At 66.9% G+C, this 24438-nt stretch carries 20 protein-coding genes and 1 pseudogene; 12 read left to right on the top strand and 9 right to left on the bottom strand.

Features of this window, described 5'->3' with window-relative positions:
* Window positions 1-576: 576 nt before the first annotated feature.
* Together ACZK3J_RS21055 and ACZK3J_RS21050 are read right to left on the bottom strand one after the other, a co-directional pair.
* Window positions 577-2682, bottom strand: a complete 2106-nt coding sequence (locus ACZK3J_RS21055) for a phosphoglycerol transferase I (protein WP_049463102.1) — start codon at window positions 2680-2682, stop codon at window positions 577-579.
* A gap of 244 nt (window positions 2683-2926) precedes the next feature.
* A pseudogene (locus tag ACZK3J_RS21050) lies at window positions 2927-4573 on the bottom strand (ABC1 kinase family protein); the annotation flags it as partial.
* A 208-nt stretch (window positions 4574-4781) separates the two neighbouring features.
* Here ACZK3J_RS21050 and ACZK3J_RS21045 point away from each other — a divergent pair.
* Entirely contained in the window at window positions 4782-5708 is a 927-nt protein-coding gene (locus ACZK3J_RS21045) for a DUF808 domain-containing protein (protein ID WP_049463103.1), read from the top strand.
* Between the two features lie 438 nt (window positions 5709-6146).
* On the opposite strand, the gene ACZK3J_RS21040 is transcribed toward ACZK3J_RS21045, so the two are convergent.
* A complete protein-coding gene (locus ACZK3J_RS21040) occupies window positions 6147-7685 on the bottom strand; it encodes a GGDEF domain-containing protein (RefSeq protein ID WP_032127140.1) in 1539 nt (512 codons plus the stop codon).
* A 105-nt stretch (window positions 7686-7790) separates the two neighbouring features.
* Between ACZK3J_RS21040 and ACZK3J_RS21035 the strand changes: the two genes are divergently transcribed.
* From ACZK3J_RS21035 to ACZK3J_RS21025, 3 genes are all read left to right on the top strand, one after another.
* Window positions 7791-8426 (top strand): NAD-dependent epimerase/dehydratase family protein, encoded by a 636-nt coding sequence (locus ACZK3J_RS21035; protein WP_049401697.1) that lies wholly within the window; start codon window positions 7791-7793, stop codon window positions 8424-8426.
* On the top strand, window positions 8426-9133 hold the full coding sequence (locus ACZK3J_RS21030; protein WP_414578091.1) for a helix-turn-helix transcriptional regulator: 708 nt from the start codon (window positions 8426-8428) through the stop codon (window positions 9131-9133). Before ACZK3J_RS21035 ends, ACZK3J_RS21030 begins: the two co-directional genes overlap by 1 nt.
* Window positions 9134-9456: 323 nt before the next feature.
* Complete coding sequence (locus ACZK3J_RS21025; RefSeq protein WP_414578093.1) at window positions 9457-9843, top strand: VOC family protein; 387 nt, start codon at window positions 9457-9459, stop codon at window positions 9841-9843.
* Between the two features lie 160 nt (window positions 9844-10003).
* Here the strand turns inward: ACZK3J_RS21025 and ACZK3J_RS21020 are convergent, their stop codons facing one another.
* Genes ACZK3J_RS21020 through pdhA form a run of 4 tightly spaced genes read right to left on the bottom strand, consistent with a single transcriptional unit; the run spans window position 10004 to window position 13883 of the window.
* Window positions 10004-11389, bottom strand: a complete 1386-nt coding sequence (locus tag ACZK3J_RS21020; RefSeq protein WP_414578095.1) for a dihydrolipoamide acetyltransferase family protein — start codon at window positions 11387-11389, stop codon at window positions 10004-10006.
* Entirely contained in the window at window positions 11386-11739 is a 354-nt protein-coding gene (locus ACZK3J_RS21015) for an SH3 domain-containing protein (protein ID WP_005411349.1), read from the bottom strand. Before ACZK3J_RS21015 ends, ACZK3J_RS21020 begins: the two co-directional genes overlap by 4 nt.
* Before the next feature lies 1 nt (window position 11740).
* Window positions 11741-12808, bottom strand: coding sequence for an alpha-ketoacid dehydrogenase subunit beta (locus ACZK3J_RS21010; protein ID WP_414578097.1), 1068 nt, complete (start codon window positions 12806-12808; stop codon window positions 11741-11743).
* Window positions 12801-13883 carry a pyruvate dehydrogenase (acetyl-transferring) E1 component subunit alpha gene (pdhA, locus tag ACZK3J_RS21005; RefSeq protein WP_414578099.1) on the bottom strand — a complete coding sequence of 361 codons (1083 nt, stop codon included), beginning with the start codon at window positions 13881-13883 and terminating at the stop codon, window positions 12801-12803. Before pdhA ends, ACZK3J_RS21010 begins: the two co-directional genes overlap by 8 nt.
* 335 nt (window positions 13884-14218) lie before the next feature.
* Between pdhA and ACZK3J_RS21000 the strand changes: the two genes are divergently transcribed.
* From ACZK3J_RS21000 to ACZK3J_RS20985, 4 genes are all read left to right on the top strand, one after another.
* Entirely contained in the window at window positions 14219-15094 is an 876-nt protein-coding gene (locus tag ACZK3J_RS21000) for a tryptophan 2,3-dioxygenase (RefSeq protein WP_049401685.1), read from the top strand.
* A gap of 181 nt (window positions 15095-15275) precedes the next feature.
* Complete coding sequence (locus tag ACZK3J_RS20995; protein ID WP_014038761.1) at window positions 15276-16775, top strand: peptide MFS transporter; 1500 nt, start codon at window positions 15276-15278, stop codon at window positions 16773-16775.
* A gap of 19 nt (window positions 16776-16794) precedes the next feature.
* Window positions 16795-17400 (top strand): thioredoxin family protein, encoded by a 606-nt coding sequence (locus tag ACZK3J_RS20990; RefSeq protein ID WP_336685333.1) that lies wholly within the window; start codon window positions 16795-16797, stop codon window positions 17398-17400.
* 225 nt (window positions 17401-17625) lie between these two features.
* Window positions 17626-18765, top strand: coding sequence for a hypothetical protein (locus ACZK3J_RS20985; protein ID WP_049461223.1), 1140 nt, complete (start codon window positions 17626-17628; stop codon window positions 18763-18765).
* Window positions 18766-18847: 82 nt separating this feature from the next.
* Here ACZK3J_RS20985 and ACZK3J_RS20980 read toward each other — a convergent pair whose 3' ends face one another.
* On the bottom strand, window positions 18848-19405 hold the full coding sequence (locus ACZK3J_RS20980; protein WP_005411341.1) for a MarR family winged helix-turn-helix transcriptional regulator: 558 nt from the start codon (window positions 19403-19405) through the stop codon (window positions 18848-18850).
* A 66-nt stretch (window positions 19406-19471) separates the two neighbouring features.
* On the opposite strand from ACZK3J_RS20980, the gene hppD reads away from it, so the two are divergent.
* The gene (gene hppD, locus ACZK3J_RS20975) at window positions 19472-20584 is read left to right on the top strand and encodes a 4-hydroxyphenylpyruvate dioxygenase (RefSeq protein WP_414578103.1); all 1113 of its coding nucleotides are present in this window, start codon (window positions 19472-19474) and stop codon (window positions 20582-20584) included.
* An 85-nt stretch (window positions 20585-20669) separates the two neighbouring features.
* Window positions 20670-21977 (top strand): homogentisate 1,2-dioxygenase, encoded by a 1308-nt coding sequence (gene hmgA, locus ACZK3J_RS20970; RefSeq protein ID WP_414578105.1) that lies wholly within the window; start codon window positions 20670-20672, stop codon window positions 21975-21977.
* 81 nt (window positions 21978-22058) lie between these two features.
* Here hmgA and ACZK3J_RS20965 read toward each other — a convergent pair whose 3' ends face one another.
* Window positions 22059-22592 (bottom strand): hypothetical protein, encoded by a 534-nt coding sequence (locus ACZK3J_RS20965; protein ID WP_049422941.1) that lies wholly within the window; start codon window positions 22590-22592, stop codon window positions 22059-22061.
* A 125-nt stretch (window positions 22593-22717) separates the two neighbouring features.
* Here ACZK3J_RS20965 and ACZK3J_RS20960 point away from each other — a divergent pair, with 125 nt between their 5' ends.
* Both ACZK3J_RS20960 and ACZK3J_RS20955 read left to right on the top strand, forming a co-directional pair.
* Window positions 22718-23374 carry a hypothetical protein gene (locus ACZK3J_RS20960; protein ID WP_414578107.1) on the top strand — a complete coding sequence of 219 codons (657 nt, stop codon included), beginning with the start codon at window positions 22718-22720 and terminating at the stop codon, window positions 23372-23374.
* A 73-nt stretch (window positions 23375-23447) separates the two neighbouring features.
* Window positions 23448-24413, top strand: a complete 966-nt coding sequence (locus tag ACZK3J_RS20955; RefSeq protein ID WP_032127153.1) for a sodium:calcium antiporter — start codon at window positions 23448-23450, stop codon at window positions 24411-24413.
* Window positions 24414-24438: the final 25 nt, after the last annotated feature.

Below are 24438 nucleotides of genomic sequence, written 5' to 3'. Positions count from 1 at the left end.
GGCCGGCAACCTCAGAAGCAACAGCAACAGCATGCATTCCGTGGGATGGCGGGGTGGGTCCGGTTGCGGGGGGCGCTGCAAGTTCCCCTTCCGGGGCCCGGCCCAGCCGCTGGCGGCTGTGCGTTCGGGCGCTTGCGAAGCAGTGCTTCGCAAGCAAAGCGCCCTCACCCATGTAAGCTCGGTCGCCGCATCCATGCGGCTCACGCCCCCGCAACCGGACCCACCCCGCCTTCGACAGTTTGCTGCGGTCTGTTGGGCATGCCGATGGGGTCAGATCCGTTTTCCGGAGGAAAACGGATCTGACCCCAGATTGATTTCGATATCTGACAGAAGTGTCGACCAAGGTCGACACCTACCGACAGCCACAGGAATCTGTCAAAGGTGGGGCGGTGGCGGAGTGCGGGGTGTCAGCCGCATGGATGCGGCTGCCAAGCCTACAGGGACGTACTTGCGGCGTCCCCGCACTCCGGCACCGCCCCGCCAAACCACGGAATGCACTCTGTTGCTGTTGCTTCTGAGGTTGCCGGCCAGCGGCCGGCACTACCACGGGTGCAGGGCGCAGCCCTGCAAAGAACCCTACCCCCGCGGTCGGCCGCGCGAGGGCACCAGTGCGAACGTGTCCACCGCCAGCTTCTCGGCGTGGTTCAACCACGCGCGGATCTCCAGATCATCCACTTCGTGGTCCAGCCCGAACGACACGTTGATCTTGCCGTTGGCATCGGGCTGCACCCACTGCTGCGCCAGTACCACCTTGCGCTGCGAGGACACCGCCTCGATCCAGAAGCCGCGATCCGGGCGCGTGCTCGCCACCAGCTGCAGCATGTACTGGCCGGCACGGGTACGACGACCCTTCTGGGTGATCATGTGCGCCTGGCGCACGCTCGGGCGCGGGCCCTGGAACGCATCCAGCGGTGCGTCCACGGCAATGCCGCCACGCAGGTCGTTGTCGCGGTACAGCTTGATGCCGTTGTCACGGTTGACCAGCAGGGCGCACCAGTCGCCATCGGCCGAGCCGTCCTCGAACGCGGTGCAGCGGTCGACATAGGCCAGGGTGTTGTCCGGGTCGGCATCATCAAACTGGCGCGAGGTGTTTTCCAGATACACGGACTTCAGGCCCCAGTCCTTGTCGTACTCCAGCAGCACCGGCGGCTGCACGTGCTGCAGGCCCACTACCACCTGGTCATCGCCATCGATCTTCAGCTCACGGGTCGGCTCACCCAGCCACAGCGAGCGGGCGAAGGCGAGGTACTGCGGGTAATCTCGGCCGCCATCACGCTGGGTGGCCACGCTGGCGCTGGGCGCGCGCTGGGAGTCGATCAGTGAACGCCCGAAGCCCATCGTCTTCAGGTTCGGGTCCAGCAGGCTGAGCAGGGTCGCACCCGAATCCAGGGTGGTGCCGGCCTCGGCGCTGAGCTGCTGCGGGGCAATGCCATTACCCAGGAACAGCAGCAGGTTCTCGCGCTTCTGCCGGGTCAGGATATGGGTCAGATCGTTGGGCATCGCCAGGTGGTCGGAGGCGATCACGATCAGCGTGTCCTTGCCGTACGGGCTGGCCTGGATGCGCTGCACCAGCTGCGAGATCAGCCGGTCGCTGCACTTGAGCGCGTTGAGCATGTTGATGTTGCCGTACTGGCTCTGGTAGCGCTCGCCCTTGCACGACACCGGCAGATGACCGGCAGGGTGGTGGGTGTCCATGGTCAGCGTGGTCAGCATGAACGGCGAACCGGCGCGCGAGAGCTGCTCGAAGCGCTGGTAGGCGGTATCCAGCAGCACGTCATCGTGCACGCCCCAGGCCGAGTAGTGGATGCGGCCGATCTTCTTCTGCTGCTTGAACCACGCCAGGTCGTGCACTTCGTCGAAGCCGTGGCTGGCCAGGAACTGGCCCTTGCCGGCGAACTGGCCGTTGGCGCCACCCAGATAGTGGTTGGTGTAGCCCTGCTGCTTCAGGTAGTCGCCCAGGCACACCGCCTTGGGCAGGAAGCTGCCCATTCGGTCCATGCTGTTCTCATCGCCCTGCGAAGTGGTCAGCGGCACGCCGCACATCGACGACACCAGGCCGGCGATGGTCCAGCCGCTGCCCTCGGCCGAGGCCAGGTTGCGCACGTCCAGTGACTCGGACGCCAGGCGGTTGAGGTTGGGCATCAGGCCGGGAAACACGGCCTCGTCCAGGTAGGTACGTTCCAGGCTCTCGCCGTAGATCCAGACGATGTTGCGCGGGCGCTGCAGCGGCTGCGTCGGCACCTGGTATTCGGGTGCGATGCGGGCGAAGTCGACCGGCCGCAGCTGCTGGTAGAGGCGCTGGCCGTCGCGGGCCAGCGGACTGATCATGATCGTGGCCACCCACACGGCCGCGAAACCGGCGAACAATGCGCCACCATGGCCGGGCCGGCGCCAGCGCTTCACCCGCGTGGCGAACAGCGGCAGCAGCGAGACCAGCGCCAGCACGATGAAGCCGGCGATATAGCCCTTGAAGTCGGAGACACCGGCGCCTTCCATGTCGGCGCCGAGGTGGTACAGGGTGGCGGCATTGAGCCCATCACCGGACAGCTTGTCGATCAGCCACCACGCGCTGAGCATGAGCAGCAGCAGCGAGAACGCACCAGCCTTCCACCACACCCACTTGTCGGACGCGAGGAACAACCAGCACAGCAGCAACAACGACAGCAGCAGTATCCAGAGCATAGGCAGCTTCGGCAGTGACGGGGTGGTGGTGATGGACGTCGTACCGACGCGTGTCCATCCGACCGACGCTGCCACAAGCACATGCACATGACAGGCCGATGACCCGATAGTGCATGCACGAACCTGACTGAAATGTTTGTTGAAACAACACGCGCGCAATCGCGCTCAGAAGGTAAAACGAGCGTGAAGGGCTTCGTTGGATTGCATTAAAAACCGCATGAATACGGCGGTTTTCGCTGATGCGCTAGCGATGCCCGCGTTCTTCGCGTGCCCGCGCACGACGGTCGAACAGCAATGCACTGGTCACGATGCCAAGGCCGAGAACCACGCCGATGAACAGCAGAATCAGCGCAATGAGCGGGTAGCCGAACAGGTGCCAGCCGGTGTCGATCTTCATCATCATCGCCGCAGCCATGATCAATGCGGCACTGATGATGCCGGCAGCCACGCGGTTGGCGATCTTCTGCAGGTTCTCCATCAACCGCGATTCTTCCAGGCCGGTCACCTTCATCTGCAGGCGGTTCTCGGCCAGCAGCGCCATGATGTCCGAAAGTTTGCGCGGCCCATCGCGCAGCAGCTGCTGCAGTTCCATCGCCTCGCTGGCGAGGTTGGCGGCAGACAGCGATTTCTTCAGGCGCGCACGCATCACGTGCTGCAGCTGGCGCTCAACGATGCGGCGGGTTTCCAGCTCGGGTGCCAGCAGCCGGCACACGGTTTCCAGATTGAGCAGCGCCTTGCCCAGCAGGCTCAGTTCCGGCGGCGTGCGCAGGCCGCAGGCGGTGGCGATGCGCACCATGTCCAGCACCACGCGGCCTTCGGAGAAGCTACCGCTGGCGGCGTAGCGCGCGATCAGCTGGCCGGTCTCGCGCAGGTAGCGTTCTTCGTCGAAGGCCTCCAGCCGCGTGCTGATGCTGATCAGGTCGTCGGCTACTTCCTCGCCACGGCCATCGACCGCGGCGAACAGGATCTTCAGCAGGCGCTCGCGCAGACGCGGCGGCATGTGCGCGACCATGCCCAGGTCGAAGATCGCCAGCCGTCCATCTGGCATCACCCGCAGGTTGCCCGGGTGCGGGTCGGCATGGATCTCGCCATGCACGAAGATCTGGTCCAGGTAGCCGCGGATCAGCGCCGCCGCCAGAGGATCCATCGATTGCTCGGTGCGGCGCACATCGGGAATCGCATCCACGCGCACGCCGGTGGCCAGTTCCATGGTCAGCACGCGCTGGCTGCTGTAGTCCCACAGCGGCTGCGGAATCCACAGGCGGCGGAACGGCTTCAGGTGCCGGCCGAAACGGGCCAGGTTCTCGGCCTCGGCGTGGTAGTCCAGCTCCTGCATCAGGGTCTTGGCGAACTCGTTGAGCCAGTCGCGCAGGCGCACGCGACGGCCCACCTGGGTCAGGTGGTCGGCGGCCAGCGCGAAGCTGCGCAGTGCCTCCAGGTCCGAGCGCAGCTGCGCGGCGACCTCGGGTTTCTGCACCTTCACCGCCACTTGGCGGCCATCGTGCAGCACCGCGCGATGCACCTGCGCGATCGAGGCACAGCCCAGTGGCTCGGGATCGAACGCGGCGAACAGCTTGTTCACCGGCGCGCCCAGCTCCTGTTCGACGATGGCATGGATGCGCTCGACCGGAATCTCGGCCACCTTTTCCTGCATGCGCTCCAGCGCCGTGGCGAACTCCACCGGCACCATGTCCGGGCGGGTGGACAGCATCTGGCCTAGTTTGACGAAGGTCGGTCCCAGCGCTTCCAGGTCGCTGACGAACTGTTCCGGGTTGCCATCGGCGGGGACGTCGGCCTGGTTGCTGGCCGCGTCCAGGTTCATGCCCGAGAACACGCCCGAATGGCGGTAGCGCATCAGCAGGCGCAGGATCTGGCTGCGCCGGTTCATGCCTTTGACCAGCGGAGGGTTGCCATTGGCGGTGGGCGGATTGCTCAAGCGACACTCCCATGCGACGAATACAGGTAGTGCCGGCCGCTGGCCGGCAATGTCCGGATTCCGCAGTGTCGCCGGTGGGCGGTAGGCACGCGGTGAATCCGACCGCTTCCGCAGCTGCCCCGGTATCGGTCAGAATCCGCTCATTCCCTCACTTGGACGCCCCATGGCCGGTGCCAGCCTGTTCGCCCTGCTCGACGATATCGCCTCCCTGCTGGACGACGTCTCGGTCCTGACCAAGGTTGCGGCGAAGAAGACCGCCGGTGTGCTCGGCGACGACCTGGCGCTGAACGCGCAGCAGGTCACCGGAGTCAACGCCAACCGCGAACTGCCGGTGGTGTGGGCGGTGGCCAAGGGCTCGCTGGTCAACAAGGTGATCCTGGTACCGGCGGCGCTGGCGATCAGTGCACTGGAGGCGTGGCTGCACAGCCGTGGCTGGAACGTGCCGCTGATCGTGCCATTGATGATGATCGGCGGTGCCTTCCTCTGCTTCGAGGGCGTGGAGAAGCTGGCGCATCGCTTCCTGCATTCGGCTGACGACGATGCCGAGCATCAGGCCGAGCGGCGCAAGGCGCTAGCCGATACCCAGGTGGACATGGTGGCGTGGGAGAAGGACAAGGTAAAAGGCGCGATCCGCACCGACTTCATCCTCTCGGCCGAGATCATCGTGTTGACCCTGGGCGTGGTCGCCACCGCACCGTTCACCAACCAGGTGGTCACCCTGGCCGTGGTTGCACTGGCGATGACGGTCTTCGTCTATGGGCTGGTCGCGGGCATCGTGAAGCTTGATGACGTCGGCCTGTACCTGTCGCGCAAGGGTGGGGCTGTGGCCGCCTTCGGTCGCGGCCTGGTGGCCTCGGCGCCGTGGCTGATGAAGTTCCTGTCGGTGGCCGGCACCATCGCCATGTTCCTGGTCGGTGGCGGCATCCTGGTGCACAACGTGCCGGCACTGCACCACGCGGTGCAGGCGCTGGGCGGCGAAGGGCAGTGGGGCTGGCTGATCAGCGCTGCGGCCAACATGGTGGTGGGCATCATCGCCGGTGCCATCGTGCTGGCGGCGGTGACCGGGTTCCAGAAGCTGCGCGGGAAGTAAGCGGCGGCCCATTGCCCGGTAGAGGCCGACCTTGGTCGGCGCTTTGTTTCCGCGTGTGCCAACCAAGGTTGGCACCTACCAAAGCGCTGTCCCTTGCGTTGGTAGAGGCCGACCTTGGTCGGCGCTTTGCCCCGGCGTGTGCCAACCAAGGTTGGCACCTACCAAAGCGCTGTCCCTTGCGTTGGTAGAGGCCGACCTTGGTCGGCGCTTTGCCCCGGCGTGTGCCAACCAAGGTTGCCACCTACCGAAGCGCTGTCCTTTGCGTTGGTAGAGGCCGACCTTGGTCGGCGCTTTGTTCCGGCGTGTGCCAACCAAGGTTGCCACCAACCGAAGCGCTGTCCTTTGCGTTGGTAGAGGCCGACCTTGGTCGGTGCTTTGCCCCGGCGTGTGCCAACCAAGGTTGGCACCTACCGAAGCGGTTTGCGGTGGGCCGGGCGATCAACCCGCCTGTACGCGGTTCTTGCCCTGGCGCTTGGCGGCATACAGCGCGTCATCGGCGCGCCGCAGCAGGGTTTCGGTATCGTCGCCGGGCTGCCATTGCGCCAACCCGGCACTGAAGTGCACCGGCACGCGCTGGTCCTGCACGGTCAGCACGCGGTGCGCCAGTGAACGCTGCAGGCGCTGCACGGTGGCCATGCTGTCGGCACCCTGGGTCTCCGGCAGCACCAGCACGAACTCGTCGCCACCCAGCCGCGCGATGCCATCGGTGGCGCGCAGCAGCAGCTTGCACACGGCTACCAGGTGCTGCAGCAGCGCATCGCCACCGGCATGGCCGTGCGCATCGTTGGTCTGGTGGAAATCATCCAGATCGATTACCGCCACGCCCAGCGGCGAGTTGTTGCGCGCGGCGCGCGCCAGCTCGCGCTGCAGCAGTTCGTCCAGGCCACGGCGGTTCAGCGCCTGGGTCAGTGGATCGATGCGCGCCAGGTCACCGGCGGCGCGCAGTTCCTGCTCCAGCTCGGCAATGCGTTGCTCTGCACGTTCCACTTCCTGCCGCGCGTTGGCCAGGTGATCGCGCGCCTGTGCGGCCTGCTGCTGCACCTTGCCGGTATCGCGCATCACGTCCTGCAGCAGCTGATTGAGGTCGGCGATGCTGCGCGCTTCGCGCAGCTGCAGCGCATAGCTGCCAATGCGGTCGTGGTATTCGCCGGTGCTGGTGGCCATGCCGTCCATACGCTCGATGAACTCGCCCATCAACCCGCGCATCGCCGCCTTCGAATCGTCGATGCCCTGCCGCAGCAGGCCCTGCTTGTAGATCACTTCGCGCAGTTCGGCGCGGGTGCGCTCGACCGCCTCAGCTTCCAACGGCCCGTCCAGCAGCTGGCGTACTGCGGCGATCTGGCCCTGCAGCCAGCTGCGGTCATCCAGCAGCTCGCTCACGTTCTCCAGCAGCAGCGCGAACAGCTCAAGCAGCAGCGCCTGCTGCTCCTGCCAGCTCTCGGCACGCACGCCGACCTGGTGGCCGAGCTCGCGCACGCCCTGTTCGATCGGTTCCAGCGCTGTGCCCGGTTGCCACTGGCGCAGCTGCATGGCCAGCGTCTGCGCCTGCTCGCGCAGGTCCGGATCGTGCTGCAGCAGGGCCACCACCGCGCCGCCCAGCAGCAGGCGCAGCTGCTCGGACAGGCGCAGGCTTTCCGGCTGCCCATCCGGCGAATGCTGTTCGATGGTGCGGATGTACTTGTCGATCAGCTGCCGCATCGCGCGCCCATAGCGCGGCCAATCGGCGCTGGCCTGCGCCGACTGCAGGCGGTCGCCCATGTCGCCCAGTTCGCCGGGCAGGGTGGCCATGCCATTGGCGAATGCGGCCAGCAGCGGCTCCGGTGCGTCGGCCCCGGCGAACAGCTGCTGCAGCGCCACGCCACCGCCACCCTGCAGCACCACGCGGTCGCCCAGCCCATCGTCCACCACCGCGCGCACGCGTGCCGGCGGCCCAAGGGCGGTACCGGGGGCAGGGCGGTGGTCGGGCTGGTCCGTCATGGAGCAAATCCTGGGGCTGGCAGGGACTGGTTCCAGCATATCGGCGCGGCCGCCGACGGCTTGAACGGCTAGGATGGGCGACAGGATGCCGCAGTGGAGGTGGTGATGCGCGTGATGTTGCTGGGGGCGACCGGGCTGGTCGGTGGGCTGACCCTGTCCAGGCTGCTGGACGACCCGCGCTGCAGCGCCGTGATCGCGCCGACCCGCCGCCCGTTGGCTGTGGCCCACGCCAAGCTGGAGAACCCGGTGCTGGCCTTCGATGCACTGCCCGACGCAGCCGAATGGACGCGCGTGGACGCGGTCATCTGCGCGCTCGGCAGCACCATTGCCCAAGCCGGCAGCCGCGAGGCCTTCCACCGTATCGACCATGACTACCCGCTGGCGTTCGCCCGCCTGGCGCAGGCGCAGGGTGCGCAGACCTATGTGCTGAATTCCGCAGCCGGCGCCAACCCGCAGTCGTCGATCTTCTACAGCCGGGTGAAGGGCGAGCTGGAGCATGACCTGCGTGCGCTGGGGTTCAACTCGTTGACCCTGGTCCGCCCCGGGCTGATCGGCGGCGAGCGCACCGAGGTGCGACGTGGCGAGCGCCTGGCGCTGACGGTGTTGGGGGCATTGGGGCCGCTGCTGCCACGGGCGTGGCGGATCAATCCGGCCAGCGAGATCGCCAAGGCACTGGTCGAAGCCGCGCTGGCCCCACAACCGGGTGAACACGTGGTGGCATCCAGCGCACTGGTCGGCTGATGTCGCGCGCGCTGCGCCTGACCCAGCTTCAACAGCTGCTGCGCCGCCATCGACGGCCGGTGGCCGGGCAGGTGCTGGCCGAAGCGCTGGGCATCAGCTTGCGAACGCTGTACCGCGATATCGAGACCCTGCGCGAGCAAGGCGCCGACCTGCGTGGTGAGGCTGGCGTCGGCTACCAGCTGGCACCTAGCGATACCCTGCCGCCGATGACCCTGCCACCCGCAGAGATCGATGCATTGGTGCTGGGCCTGCGCTGGGTTGCGGCCCGCACCGAACCCGCGTTGGCCGAGGCCGCACGTGACGCTCTGGCGCGTATCGCGCATGTGCTGCCTGCCGCGCGTCGGGAAGCCTTGCGTGACAGTGGACTGCGCGTTGGCCCTTCGCGCGCTGCGGCCAAGATGCCGGCGGCACGCCTGCAGGCCGTGCGTGAGGCTGTGGGTTCACAGCGGCGCCTGAAGTTCGGCTACCAGGATGCACAGGGCCAGCGCAGCGAGCGCATTGTCTGGCCGTTCGCACTGGGCTACTTCGATGAAGTGCCGATGCTGGCGGCGTGGTGCGAAGGCCGCGAGGACTTCCGCCATTTCCGGCTGGACCGCATCCGCCAGGTGCGCGTGCTGGAGGATCGCTACCTCGTGCCGCGCGCCACCCTGCTGCGGCGCTGGCAGAAGGCACAGGGCATCGCACCGGACTGGCTGGACCGTTCGTAGGGTCGAGCGTGCTCGACTGCTTCCGTGCATCGCTTCCGGCTCCTGGGGACGGCGGCCTTCGCTCTTCGCTCCTGGTAGAGGTCGAGCTTGCTCGACCGCCTTTGATCTTCGCGAACAGCAGTCGAGCAAGCTCGACATCTACCAGAGCAACAACAACAGCAGTCGAGCAAGCTCGACATCTACCAGGGCAAGGGCAACAGCAGTCGAGCAAGCTCGACATCTACCAGGGGGGGGCAACAGCAGTCGATCACGCTCGACGCTACTGACAGAATCTGTCAGCAGGGCCGTACCACCATGAACGCTCCCAACAACGGAGGTTCCCCATGTTCACGCCCAGCACCCTGCTGCAGTACGTGCGCGACGTCGCCACCAGCGCCACGTTCTACAGCGGCATTCTCGGCAAGCCACCGGTCGAGCAGTCGCCCGGTTTCGCCCTGTTCCTGCTCGGCGATGGCGCCGCACTGGGCCTGTGGCAACGCGACGACGTGCAGCCACCTGTGTCTGCGCAGGCCGGTGCCGCCGAACTGGCGATGATGGTCGCCAACCCGGAGGCCGTGCAGCAGATGCACGATGCGTGGCGCGCATTCGGCGTGCAGATCCTGCAGGCACCGGTGACCTTGGAATTCGGCCATACCTTCGTCGGCGCCGATCCGGATGGCCACCGCCTGCGTGTGTACAGCCGCGCCGAAGGCATGGTCGCGCGCGATTGATCGCCCGCATTGTGTAGATCCACGCCATGCATGGATGCAGGCACAAAAAAACGCCGGGCATTGCCCGGCGTTTCTCCACTTCATGTGCCAACCAAGGTTGGCACCCACCAATCAGTTTCATGTGCCAACCAAGGTCGGCACCCACCGATAAGGTGGCCGATCAGCTGGCCAGCGCCAAATCGTCCATCATCGCGCGCAGGAAGCGGGCCGCTTCACCACCGGTAGCCGCGCGGTGGTCGAAGGTGACCGACAGCGGGATCACCTTGTGCGCTTCCACACCGCCCATCACCGGGGTCATCTGGTGGCGGGCACGGCCGGCACCGACGATGGCCACGCATGGCGGCACCACGACCGGGGTCGCGTAGCGGCCGGCGAACATGCCGAAGTTGGACAGCGAGATGGTGTAGCCGCTCAGTTCCGAGGCGGCGATCGAACGCGATTCGACCTGCTCGCGCAGGCGGTTGACGCCTTCACGGATGCCGCGTGCGTCGAGCATGTCGGCGTTGCGCAGGGCCGGCACGAACAGGCCGTCGTCGGTGTCCACGGCGATGCCGATGTCCACCTGCGCGTGCAGGGTGCGGGTCAGCGCTTCACCGTCGAACCAGGCGTTCATCGCCGGCACCTTCTGTGCGGCGACCACGATCGAACGCACCAGGCGCGCGGTGACGTCGTTGCCCGGCAGCCAGGCGTGGATGTCGGCGTCGTCGTTCAGCGTGGTCGGCACGACCTTGCTGTGCGCATCGGCCATCACGCGCGCCATGTTGCGGCGAACGCCCTTCAGCGGTTCCGGCTGACCCTTGGCGACCACGCCCGGCGGCTGGGTGCGCATCGGCTTGCCGGCGGCGGACAGCGGGGTGCGGGCTTCGCTCTGCACCGGGGCAGACACCTGCGCCGGGGCCGGCGCGGCATAGGCAGCAGCGGCCGGCGCCGGAGCGGCACCGATCTTTGCGCTGCCATCCGCAGCTGCCTGCTTGACGTCGGCCATGGTCACCGCGCCATCGGCGCCGGTGGCGCGTACGCGGGACAGGTCCACGCCCAGCTTGCGCGCGGTGGCACGCACGGCCGGTACGGCCTTGACGCCACCGACGGCCAGCGCCTGCTCGGCGTGCACGGCGTTGGAACTCTGCATGGCGCCGACCACGGTACCGGCGTCATCACGCTCGGCGGCGGCGGGCTTGGCCGCTTCGGCGGCCACCGGTGCGGCAGCGGCCGGCAGCGGCGGCGGGGTCGGTGCCGCGGCCGGTGCCGTATGGCCGTGGCTGTGGCCGGTGTCCTGGCCATCCGCGCGCTGCGGCAGGTTCGGGTCCAGCTCGAAGCTGGCCAGCACCGAGCCGGTCGGGATGATGTCGCCGGCAGCGCCGGACAGCTTCAGCACCTTGCCGGAGAACGGCGACGGCACCTCGACGACGGCCTTGGCGGTCTCCATCGAGACCAGCGGCTCGTCCAGCTTGATCACATCGCCTTCCTTGACGAACCACTCGACGATGGTCGCGTCCGGCAGGCCTTCGCCCAGGTCGGGCAGGTTGAAGTTCTTGGTCTGGCTCATTTGCAGTTCTCTTCCAGCAGTTCCAGTTCGCGGGCCGGCAGCCAACCCGTCGCGCCATTGGCGCGCTCGGACCACCACCACCCGCCGTGTTCGTGATGAAGCTTCACCATCTCGCCGCTTTCCACATCCAGCTCGCGGGCGTCGTAGTCGCACAGCGCTTCGGCGCGCCCCTCGTCCAGCAGCTGCAACCAGGCGATGGGCGCCCATCCAGCGCGCCCATCGTTGGTGCGTACCCAGGCAAACGCCGGCCATTCCTCGTCACGGACACCTACTTCGACGATCTGGCCGGTGTGGAACCGGAGCGGGTTGGGATACTGGCTGCGGTAAGCCCCCAGAAGGCGGGCCCGCATGTCAGCCGGCCGCCACCGCGCGCTTGGCCGCAGCCACGATCCGCTCAACGCTCGGCAGGTACTTCATTTCCAGGCGGAACAGCGGAATGTGGGTGTCGTAGCCAGTGACGCGCTCGACCGGGGCCAGCAGGTCGTAGATCGAGTCCTCGGCCAGGCGCGCAGCGATTTCGGCGCCGAAGCCCGCGGTCTTCGGGGCCTCCTGCACGATCACGCAGCGGCCGGTCTTGGCCACCGATTCGGCGATGGTGGCGAAGTCCAGCGGACGCAGCGTGGCCACGTCGATGACTTCGGCACTGATGCCTTCACCGGCCAGCTTGTCGGCCGCTTCCAGCGCTTCCTTCACCTGCGCGCCCCAGGTCACCAGGGTCACGTCGGTGCCGTCGCGCAGCACGAAGCAGACGTCCAGCGGCAAGGCCTCGCCGTCGTTGACGACCACTTCCTTGTACTGGCGGTAGATGCGCTTGGGCTCCATGTAGATCACCGGATCCGGCTCGCGGATCGCGGCCAGCAGCAGGCCGTAGGCGCGCTGCGGCGACGACGGCAGCACCACGCGCAGGCCCGGCACGTTGGTGAAGATCGCCTCGTTGGCTTCGCTGTGGTGTTCCGGTGCGCGGATGCCACCGCCCCACGGCACGCGCAGCACCATCGGGCAGTGCAGGCGGCCACGCGTGCGGTAACGCAGGCGTGCGGCGTGGCAGACGATATGGTCGACCATCGGGTACATGAAGCCATCGAACTGGGCCTCGGCCACGGGCTTCATGCCCTGCGCCGCCAGGCCGATGGTCAGGCCGGCGATGGTGGTTTCATCCAGCGGGGTGTCGAGGATGCGTTCGGAGCCGAAGCGCTGCTGCAGGCCGGCGGTGGCGCGGAACACGCCGCCGTTGACGCCCACGTCCTCGCCCAGCACCAGCACCGACGGGTCGTGCTCCAGCTCCCAGGCCAGTGCCTGTGTGATGGCTTCGATCAGGGTGATGGGGGTAGTGGTCATGCTCTCTTCTCCGCGCGCGCCGGCGGCGCTGTCGGCGGCGTTGGTGTGCGCGCCGGGCGCGCCGTTCTTGATCTCATCCATGGCGCTTCTCCAGGGCGATCGCCTGGGCACGCTGGGCCAGCAGGTCCTGCGGCGGATCGGCGTAGAGGAAATCGAACATCGCCTCGACCGGCTGCACCGGCGTGTTGAGGTACAGGTTCACTTCCTCGTCCACGCGCGCGCCGCACTCGGCGACCCACGCGGTTTCCTCGTCCTCGCTCCACACGCCGGCGTTGATCAGGTACTTGCGCAGGCGCAGCATCGGCTCGCGCTGCCAGGCATCCTTCACTTCGGCGTCGTCGCGGTAGCGGCGCGCGTCATCGGCGGTGGTGTGGTCGGACAGGCGGTAGGTCATCAGTTCCAGCACGGTGCCACCGTTACCGGCCAGCGCACGTTCGCGCGCCTGCTCCATCGCCGCCAGCACTGCGATCAGGTCGTTGCCGTCCACCTGCAGGCAATGCAGGCCACCGGCCAGGCCCTTCTGCGCCAGCGTTTCGGCACCGGTCTGGGCCGAACGCGGGACCGAGATGGCCCAGCCGTTGTTGACGATGCACAGGATCAGCGGCAGCTTGTAGGCGCCTGCCGAATTCAGTGCCGCATAGAAGTCGGTCTTGGAGCTGCCGCCGTCGCCACACACGGCCACCGCGATCTGCGCTTCCTTGTTGAGCTTGAACTTCAGCGCCGCGCCTGCGGCATGCAGGCACTGGGTGGAGATCGGCACGCAGAACGGGAAGTCCTTGGCCGCGTTGCCGCCGTAATCGTTGCCGCGTTCGTCGCCGCCCCAGTACATCAGCACGTCGTGCGGGCGCACGCCACGCATGAACATCGCGCCATACTCACGGTACGAAGGTGCGAACACGTCGTCCTTCTGCATCGCAGCGCCGATACCCACGTGCGCGGCTTCGTGGCCCAGGCAGGCGGCATAGGTGCCGAGCTTGCCGGTGCGCTGCAGCGCGATGGATTTGCTGTCGAACGTGCGTACGAACAGCATCTGCTTGAACAGCGGTACCAGGACCTTGGGGTCGCGCAGCGACGCGGGCAGGTCATCGCGGACGAGCGTGCCGTCCGTATCCAGGTACTGCAGGTATTCGATCTTGAATTCAGCGGCAACCGTCATTGCGTACTGCACCTTCGACAGAGAAGTTACAAATGATATGAATCGCCATGTTAAGGAACGCGTACGGAATAGCCTTCCTGCGCCGCAACACGGCGATTCCCCGTTTTACCCCTGCCGGCGGGTGGGGGGCCAATAACAACAACGTATTCAGTCGTTGCTGCAAAGCATCAGAATACGCCTCTGGCTGACCGCCAGTACAACGGCGCGGACGGTTCCACGCGCAGCCCCGGCATCGGCCGATGCTCCACGACCAACCGCACGCCCCGGTATGGACCCGGCGGCTGCCAGCGCGGCGGCAACGCGCTACCCTTGCCGCCCCCGATCTGGTCCCGCCCATGTCCGTCGACAACAACCAACGCGATCTCGAAGCCGGCATCCACACCGACCTGCAGGGACGCCTGACCTATGGCGGCTACCTGCGGCTGGACCAGCTGCTCAGCGCGCAGCAGCCGCTGTCCAGCCCGCCGCACCACGACGAGATGCTCTTCATCATCCAGCATCAGACCTCGGAGCTGTGGCTGAAGCTGCTGGGCCATGAGCTGCGTGCCGCAATCGGCTTCCTGCAGCGCGATGAAGTCTGGCAGTGCCGCAAGGTGCTGGCGCGCAGCAAGCAGGTGCTGCGCCAGCTGACCGAGCAGTGGTCGGTGCTGGAAACCCTGACCCCGTCCGAGTACATGGGCTTCCGCGACGTGCTGGGCCCGTCGTCGGGCTTCCAGTCGCTGCAGTACCGCTACATCGAGTTCCTGCTGGGCAACAAGAACGCACAGATGCTGCAGGTGTTCGAGCACGATGCGGCCGGGCAGGCGCAGCTGCGCACCGTGCTGGAGGCGCCCAGCCTGTACGAGGAATTCCTGAAGTACCTGACCCGTTTCGGCCACGCCGTCCCGGCGGTGTACGAGGCCCACGACTGGACCCAGCCGCATGTGGCCGATGACGCACTGCAGCCGGTCTTCGAACGCATCTACCAGGACACCGACCGCTACTGGCGCGAGTACTCGCTGTGCGAGGACCTGGTGGACCTGGAGACCGCCTTCCAGCTGTGGCGATTCCGACACATGCGCACCGTGATGCGGGTGATCGGCTTCAAGCGCGGCACGGGCGGCTCGTCCGGCGTGGGCTTCCTGGCCAAGGCGCTGGAACTGACCTTCTTCCCTGAACTGTTCCAGGTGCGGACCAGCCTGCAGGCCGGGCCCCCGGCAGAACAGGGCTGATCCGTATTCAGCTTGGATCCCGGCCGGCGGCTGGATCGTTTCAGATGCAAGTTCAGGGAGCAGGCTGGCACCTGCCTCAAACGGCGTGTATTTGACGTGAACGCCAGAAGTCGGTGATCCTCGCGCGTTGCTCCAACTGCACATCGGACGTGCTCGTCATCCACCGAACCAGGAAATCCGCATGAGCGTAAACGCCACTGCGAACACCCCAGAGCCGGCGCTGCCGGACTTCAAGACCACGCTGGGCCACCCGCGCCCGTTGTGGATGCTGTTCATGACCGAGTTCTGGGAGCGCTTTGCGTTCTACGGCATCCGCTGGGCCTTGGTGCTGTACATCGTCGCCCAGTTCTACAACGGCAGCGCTGCCGGTGAAGGCGACGCCAGCCGCATCTACGGCGCCTACCTGGCCCTGGTGTATGCCGCAGCGATCTTCGGTGGCTACGTGGCCGACCGGGTACTGGGTTACCAGCGATCGATCCTGACCGGCGCGATCATCATGGCCGCCGGCCTGTTCATGATCTCGCTGCCGCAGGAGCACATCTTCAAGCTCGGCCTGGCCACGATCATCGTCGGCAACGGCCTGTTCAAGCCCAACATCTCGACCATGGTCGGCAAGCTGTACGGCCTGAAGGACGAGCGCCGCGATTCGGGCTTCACCATCTTCTACATGGGCATCAACATCGGCGCGATGATCGCCCCGGTGCTGACCGAGTACCTGGCCCGCAAGGTCTTCGGTACCGACGCGATGCCGTCCTACAAGGTCGTGTTCATCGCCTCGGGCGTGGGCATGCTGATCTCGCTGGTGTGGTTCTACATCGGTCGCGCCGGCCTGAAGGGCATCGGTGCACCGCCGGCCGGCGCTGAAGGCTTCGGCCGCATCATCATGGTGCTGGCCGGTGCCGTGGTCGCCATCCCGGTCGCCTACTTCCTGCTGGCCACCGGCGCCACCGCACTGGCCTGGATCCTGGGCGCGATGTTCACCGCGCTGGCCATCCTGCTGCTGGTCGAGGGCATCCGCGAGGGCAAGGTGCAGCGCGACCGCGTGATCGCGATGCTGATCATCTTCGCCTTCAATGTGATGTTCTGGATGTTCTTCGAGCAGGCCGGCAGCTCGTTCACCTTCCTGGCTGAGAACATCGTCAACCGCCAGTTCGGTGACTGGACCTTCCCGACCGCGTGGTTCCAGTCGGTCAACTCGGTGGCCATCATCACCCTGGCACCGATCATCGCCTGGATCTGGGTGGCCATGGGCCGCGCCAATCCGTCCATCCCGCGCAAGTTCGGCCTGGGCCTGCTGTTCAACGGCGCCGCGTTCGCGCTGTTGATGTTCGCCCTGTCGCAGATGGTCGTGGACGGCAAGATCCCGTTCTGGACCCTGTTCATGGTCTACGTCATCCAGTCGGTGGGTGAGCTGTGCCTGTCGCCGATCGGCCTGTCGATGGTGACCAAGCTGGCCCCGGTGCGCCTGGTCGGCTTCGGCATGGGTGGCTGGTTCCTGTCCACCGGCATCGGCAACAACCTGTCGGGCATCTTCGCCGGCGTGGTCAGTGGTGAAGGCGGCATGACGGTCGAGTCGGCCCTGAAGGGGTATACCTTCGGGTTCTGGGCCCTGATCGGCTCCGGCGTGGTGCTGTTCCTGGTCGCCCCGCTGATCAACAAGCTGATGCACGGCGTCAAATGATGATGAGAGGGTAGTAGGCATGCGCAGCAAGCTCGGTGGTGCAGTGGTGGTGGTCTGTGTGGCGCTGATCGGCGCCTGTTCCCAACCGCAACCGCCTGCCGCCGCCGAGCCTACGCAGCCTTTGGATACCCGACCCACCGAGCCACCGGTCGCTGACCCCAGCGAACCGGTGGCCTCGGGCAACACCCCGGTGGCGGCGGACATCGCCGCCATCGCAGGGCTCGGCGCGCAGTTCGACCCGGCCCGCAACCCCGCCGACGATCTGGCCACTGCCAAGGTGGAAGCCCAGCGCGGCAAGAAGCGCATCCTGCTCGAGGTCGGCAACGCCGCCTGTGAGCGCTGCCGGGCGCTGGACGAGGTGGTGGAAGGCAACGGCGACCTGCGCCGCTTCCGCGATGCCCACTACGTGTGGGTGAAGGTCAACACCAGCGACGAACAGCCCAACACCGCTTTCTTCGCCCAGTTCCCGATGATGGAACGCGACTACCCGTACCTGCTGGTACTCGATGCCGATGGCGGACTGCTGGTGTCGCAGGCGACCGGCGAGCTGCGCAAGGGCGAAGCCTTCCAGCCCGCGCGCGTGACCGCGTTCCTCAAGCAGTGGGCACCTGACAAACCGGAATAGGGTAGTGCCGGCCGCTGGCCGGCAGCTTCGGTGGATGCCGACCGCTGACCGCCCCCCCGGTGGGTGCTGACCGTTGGTCGGCACTGAGGCACATCCACGCATGAAGTGGGTCGATTGCGCGCGCCGTCACACTCTCTGAAACGGCGTCTCAACTTCATCGCACGTACGCCGTTACCGGCAAGGACCTCAGTCGACATCCCGTCGATGCAACCTTCCGGAACGCCCATGCACAGCGACCACGCCGAACGACTGCCCGAACCTGCCAGCGACCTGGCCGAGGCTGGGGCAGGCGAGGGCGTGACCCTGCCGCCGCAGGAGGCGTTGCTGGATGACGCCGGTACCGGCGAGGACACCGTTGAACTGGCACCGCCGCGTCACCGCCTACCGCAGATCGCGCTGCCCGACAACGTGGTGCTGAAGGGGGCGGTGCAGAAACTGGTCGAGCAGAAGTCACGGCTCGATGCATTGGCCGCCGACGGCCAGCTGGCCGGGCTGCTGCCGCCGGAATGGCAGGGCCATGGCGTGCGTGCGATCGAACTGTCCACGTTCATCCAGGGCGTGCTGCCGTTCCTGCAGCCGGGCGAACGTGGTGAAACCGCGTCGGCGCGCCTGCCGGTGCGCCACGTGCTGGGTGACGACAGCCGCTGGGGCCTGGAGGACGTCTCTGAACCAAAGTCGCTGGCCTGGTACCTGGCCAGCGACGAGCGCGCCACCGCCGGCAGCAAGGACGTGGCGGAGGCCTATCTGGTGGGTGCACTCGGTCTGGCGTGGATGCAGGAAGGGCGCAGCCGTCCTGGCTTCCTGCGCGCGATGGGCCAGGACAGCCTGGCCGCGCGGGTGACCATGCTCGGCTATCCACCGGCCAACGAACTGGCGCTGTACAGCGTCACCGCGCACGGCCAGCCGCAGATCTGGTGCGTGCATGGCCGTCGCCGCATGCGCCCACTGGTGGCGCCGTGGCTGAGCGTGCCGCTGCTGACCGCCTATGGCGTGCCGGCGCCGGTTGCGTGGCCGTCCAGTTTCCCGCCGGTGGAGGCGGTGGCCGAACTGCTGGCGACTACACGGCAGGGGCGTGCGGTGCCGGAGGTGGACCTGGGCAAGGTCGTGGCGAAGATCGCCGAAGACACCGCATCCGACGCCTGGCAGCCGGTCAGCCTGCTGCAGCTCAACACCTGGTCACCGCGTTGGCACTTCTTCCTGGGCACCTTCGTCGGCCTGCCGTCGCTGCTGCTGGTGGCTGCCGCGCTGGCGCTGCCGGGCGCGGTTGAAGCGGCCACGGTTGCCGCATCGCTGGGCTTCGCCGGCGGTGCCATCGCTGCGCTGGCGGTGCCGTGGATCCATGCGCGGCGCAAGCATCTGAGCTGAAAAAAGGGGACGGAGGGGATTAAGTCGTATCACGCACATATGTGCCGATTGCGGCTTAATCCCCTCCGTCCCCTTTTTTCTTTCAGACCCCTTCGCCCATCCGCTCCAGGCCTTCGCCGGCCAGGCGGAGGATCAGTTTTTCCAGCACCTGCTCTTCCTCTTCGCTCAGCACCGACATCAGTTTGCGGGTGATCTCGATCACCATCGGCGCGATGGTCTCGTAGACCTCGAAGCCGGCCGCCGACAGCGCCAGCACCGAGCGGCGGCGGTCGTCGCCGTGGGTCTCGCGCTTGATGAAGCCGCGCTCCAGCAGGCGGGCCACGGCGCGGCTGACCGCCACCTTGTCCATTGCCGTGCGGTCGGAGACCTCGCTGGCCGAGGAGCCCGGGTACAGCGCCAGGATGGTTATCACCCGCCACTCGGGAATCGCCAGACCGTAACGATCGCCGTATAGCTTGGCGATGTTGCCGCTGACCCGGTTGGACAGCACGCTCAGCCGGTACGGCAGGAACTGTTCCAGGTCGAGCAGGACGTGCGAGGAACGCAGGCGGGTCGAAACGGGATCGGCGGGGCTCATGTTGCGGTGCACCTTGCTGGTGGTTTCAAGTGTAACTATAAGGGGTAGGTCCAGACCCTGCATTCTCGCCGGGTCCCTACCTGCCCGCACCTGGTTTGTACCGATGCGGTACCGATTCGGAGCCACGCCATGAATACCGCAGTCCCGACCGCCTCGCACCCCAACCCCGGCATGCAGGTCACCACCTTCGAGAACCCGATGGGCATCGACGGCTTCGAGTTCGTCGAATTCGCCGCCCCGGCCGGCCGTGGCCAGGAGCTGCACGAGTACTTCCGGAAGATGGGCTTCAGCGCGGTGCTCAAGCACAAGCAGCGTCCGATTACCGTCTATCGCCAGGGCGACGTCAACTTCCTGGTCAATGAAGACCCGGATTCGTTCGCCTCGGACTTCGCCGAAAAGCACGGCCCGTGCGCCTGCGGCTTCGCCATCCGCTTCAAGAAGCCGGGCCAGGAGGTCTACCAGACCGCGCTGGGCAACGGCGCCGAAGCCATCGCTTTCAAGCCGGACAGCAAGGCGGTCAGCGCGCCGGTCATCAAGGGCATCGGCGACTGCATGCTGTACCTGGTCGACCGCTACGGCAGCGCCGGCAGCATCTTCGACGGCGACTACGAGCCGATCGCCGGTGCCGACCTGCACCCGGTGGGCTTCGGCCTGACCTTCATCGACCACCTGACCCACAACCTGTACTTCGGCAACATGCAGCAGTGGTCGGACTACTACGAACGCCTGTTCAACTTCCGCGAGATCCGCTACTTCGACATCAAGGGCCTGAAGACCGGCCTGGTGTCCAAGGCGATGACCGCGCCGGACGGCATCGTGCGCATCCCGCTGAACGAATCGTCCGACCCGAAGAGCCAGATCAACGAGTACCTGGACGCGTACAAGGGCGAGGGCATCCAGCACATCGCCTGCTTCACCGAGAACATCTACGAGACCGTCGAAGCGATGCGCGCGCAGGGCGTGGACTTCCTCGATACGCCGGAGACCTACTTCGACGTGATCGACCAGCGCGTGCCGAACCACGGTGAAGACGTGCCGCGCCTGGCGAAGAACAAGATCCTGATCGATGCCGATCCGGAAACCCACCAGCGCAAGCTGCTGCAGATCTTCACCCAGAACTGCATCGGCCCGATCTTCTTCGAGATCATCCAGCGCAAGGGCAACGAAGGCTTCGGCGAAGGCAACTTCACCGCACTGTTCGAGAGCATCGAGCGCGACCAGATCCGCCGCGGCGTGCTGTAAGGTCTGCAGGCAATGTCGGCGTCCCGCCGGCATTGCCTGTCCGAATGGTCGTGCCGGCCGCTGGCCGGCAATCTCTGGAGTTCCCATGTCCCCCGCCATCACCGCCCGCGGCTACCAGTCCGGCTTCGGCAACGAATTCGCCACCGAGGCCGTTGCCGGCGCGCTGCCGGTCGGGCAGAACTCACCGCAGAAGGTGGCCCACGGCCTGTACGCCGAACAGTTGACCGGCACCGCCTTCACCGCGCCGCGTGGCAGCAACCGCCGCAGCTGGCTGTACCGGATCCGCCCGGCGGTGACCCATGGCGAGTTCAGCCCGTTCGCGCAGTCGCAGCTGCAGTGTGATTTCGGCGCACAGCCGGCTTCACCGAACCAGCTGCGCTGGAGCCCGTTGCCGCTGCCGGAGCTGCCGACCGATTTTGTCGAAGGCCTGTACACGATGGGTGGCAACGGCTCGCCCGATGCGCATGCCGGCGTGGGCATCCACCTATACGCTGCCAACCGCGACATGGTCGGCCGCTACTTCTACGACGCCGACGGCGAGCTGCTGATCGTGCCGCAGCTGGGCGCGCTGCGCCTGCTGACCGAGCTGGGCGTGATCGAGATCGAGCCGCAGCAGATCGCGGTGATCCCGCGCGGCGTGCGCTTCCGCGTCGAACTGCCCGATGGCCCGAGCCGCGGCTATATCTGCGAAAACTACGGTGCGCTGCTGAAACTGCCGGACCTCGGTCCGATCGGGTCCAACGGCCTGGCCAACCCGCGCGACTTCGAAACCCCGCACGCGGCGTTCGAGGATGTCGATGGTGATTTCGAACTGATCGCCAAGTTCGAGGGCCGCCTGTGGCGTGCGCCGATCGACCATTCGCCGCTGGACGTGGTGGCCTGGCATGGCAATTACGCGCCGTACCGCTACGACCTGCGCCGCTTCAACACCATCGGTTCGATCAGTTACGACCACCCGGATCCGTCGATCTTCCTGGTGCTGCATTCGCCCAGCGACACGCCCGGCACCAGCAACATGGACTTCGCGATCTTCCCGCCACGCTGGCTGGTGGCGCAGAACACGTTCCGTCCGCCGTGGTTCCATCGCAACATCGCCAGCGAGTTCATGGGCCTGGTGCATGGCGCCTACGATGCCAAGGCCGAAGGCTTCGTGCCCGGCGGCGCGTCGCTGCACAACTGCATGAGCGGTCACGGTCCGGATGCGCCGACCTTCGACAAGGCCTCCAATGCGGACCTGTCCAAGGCCGATGTGATCAAGGACACGATGGCTTTCATGTTTGAGACCCGCGCGGTGATCCGCCCGACCGCACAGGCGCTGGCCGCCGGCCATCGCCAGGGCGATTACCAGCAGTGCTGGAACGGCCTGCGCAACAACTTCCGGTCGTCCCGCTAGCTTGGTGGGTGCCGACCTTGGTCGGCACGGATCCTGATCGCATCCACGCCATGCGTGGATGCTCTCCGCCGGAACCTGCGCTTACGCCACCTCCGCGAACGCGTCGCAATGCTCCAGCGGCAGCGCTTCCAACAGGCGCTGGCGTACGCGCTGGCAATAGCCGTCCGAGGTCAGCCCGGGCAGCATCTGCATCGCCGACTGCAGCCGCTGCAGCACCTCGTCTTCCGCACGCGCCTGCTGCAGGTCGCGGAACAGTGCTGCCGCCTGCGGGTGGCGCTGCATCTCCAGGATGCCCAGCACATAGATGCGCGCGGCCACCAGCGAGCGGCGGCGTTCGACCGCGGGTGCAGCAAGTGCTGCAGGTGCGGCTGCCGGCGGTGTGGGCACCGGCGCTACCGCGGTTGCGGGCGACGGTGCTGGGACGCCAGTGCTCAGGTACCCCGCCTGCACAAGCTGGATGACCATCGCAGGTGCGTCCTGGCCGAGCAGGCCGGTCAGGTCGGCAATGGTGCGCTGGCCGTCGCACAGGATCAGCAGCCGTCGCTGGCGCATGTCCAGCGGCGCGCGGTGGGCCTGCAGCGCGGTTCGGGCGAGATCGGTCTTGCGCGGTTGCATGGAAGGGACGGCCAGGTCGGTGCTCGCCGAGCCTGAACGAAGGCGATGAAACCGCGATGACAATGCAGCGCCTGCACACAGGATGGGCTAGCGTGCAGCCACCTTCGTGCCAGGGAACCGCACCGATGAAGCAACTTCCGCTTGCTGGTCTGTTGCTCCTTTCGCTCACCGCCTGCAGTGCTGGCTCCGACAGGCAGGGGGCGGCCGGCAGCGGCAGCGATACCCCGGCCGAAACCGCCTCGGCGACCGGGCCCGCGCAGTCGACGGATCCTGATCTGGCAGCCCGTCCAGCCAATGACCGCCGCGAGGACAGTCCCGCGCACCTGGAGGGCTTCGCCGGCGCGAAGCTGGGTGCCGGCATCGCTGAGGTCCGCAGTGGCTTCGGCGCACCGTTGCAGGGGCTGGGCACCGATGCCAGTGGCAAACCGCTGCCGGCCGACGACAGCAACGATGGCTGCTATTTCCTGCGACCGCAGAATGCCGAAGACCCGCGCCTGATGATCGAGGGCCGCAAGCTGGTGCGCTACGACGTGCGCAGCGCCGCCATCATCGCACCGGGCGGCGGCAAGGTCGGCATGACCCTGGGCGAGCTGCAGGTGCTGTACCCCGACCGCGGTGACGTCGGCCCCGACAAGTACGACGAGAAGGCCCAGCACCTGCGCGTGCGTCCGGCGCAGGAGGGTGGGGCGGTGATCGATTTCGCACTCGGTGCGGACGGCCGGGTCGGTGCGTGGCGGGTCGGGCAGACCCCGCAGGTCGATTATGTGGAAGGCTGTGGCTGATCCTTGATCCACGGCCCAGCCATGCGCGCGGGGCCAGCGTAGAATCGCGCCACGACCGCAGGGGGAGTGCTCGATGATCGCCATTGCCATTGCCTGGTTCCTGCTCGGCCTGCTGCTGCTGGCGCTGGGCGGGGACTCCATCGTCAAGGCCGTGTCCGGCTTGGCGCAACGCTTCGGGGCCAGTCCGTTCACGGCTGGCCTGTTGCTGCTCGGCGTGACCACTTCGCTGCCGGAACTGGCGGTCAACGCGCGCGCGCTGGCGGTCGGTCAGCCGGAGCTGGCGCTGGGCAACGCGGTGGGCAGCAGCATCGTCAACCTGGGCCTGACCCTGGCCGTGGCGGCCATGGCTGCGCCACTGCTGCTGCGCGCGCGCCTGCAGACGGTGCTGTGGTGGTCGCTGCTGGCGGCCGGCGTGCTGCTGATCCTGTTCGGTCTTGATGGTGGCCTGGCGCGCTGGGAGGGCGGCGTGCTGCTGGCCGGCTTCATCGTGGTGCAGGTGCTGCTGCTGCGCCGTGGTCGCAGCGAGAGTGCGGAGGTGCAGGCAGCCATCGCCGAGTCCGCACTGAGCCGCACCAGCCTGCCGTTGAATGTACTGCGGGTGCTGATCGCCGCGCTGGCCCTGTACTGGGGCGCACGCCTGGTGGTGGGGGCCGCAGCGGACTTCGGTACTGCACTGGGTTGGACACCGCTACTGGTCGGTCTGCTGCCGGTCGCGATCGGTACCGCGCTGCCGGAGGTGGCAACCGCGATTGCTGCCGCACGCCGTGGTCATGGCGACATGGTGCTGGGCCACGTGCTGGGTTCCAGCGTGGTCAACCTGTTGCTGGTGATTGGTGCGATGGCCGTACTGCAGCCGCTGGCCCTGCCGGCCTCGTTCGTGCGCCTGGAATTGCCGGCGCTGCTGGCCTTCGCACTGGTGCTGTACCCCATGCTGCGCGGCGACCTGAAGATCAGCCGCGGCGAAGGCGCGATCCTGCTGGTCGCGTTCGCGGGCTGGTTCGTGCTGGAGCTGCTGCTGGTGGGCGCACCGGCGTTGTAGATCCACGCTCTGCGTGGATGCGGTT

This window comes from Stenotrophomonas sp. 86428_Sma (genome assembly GCF_056481585.1).
This window is presented reverse-complemented; position numbering and strand designations above follow the sequence as displayed.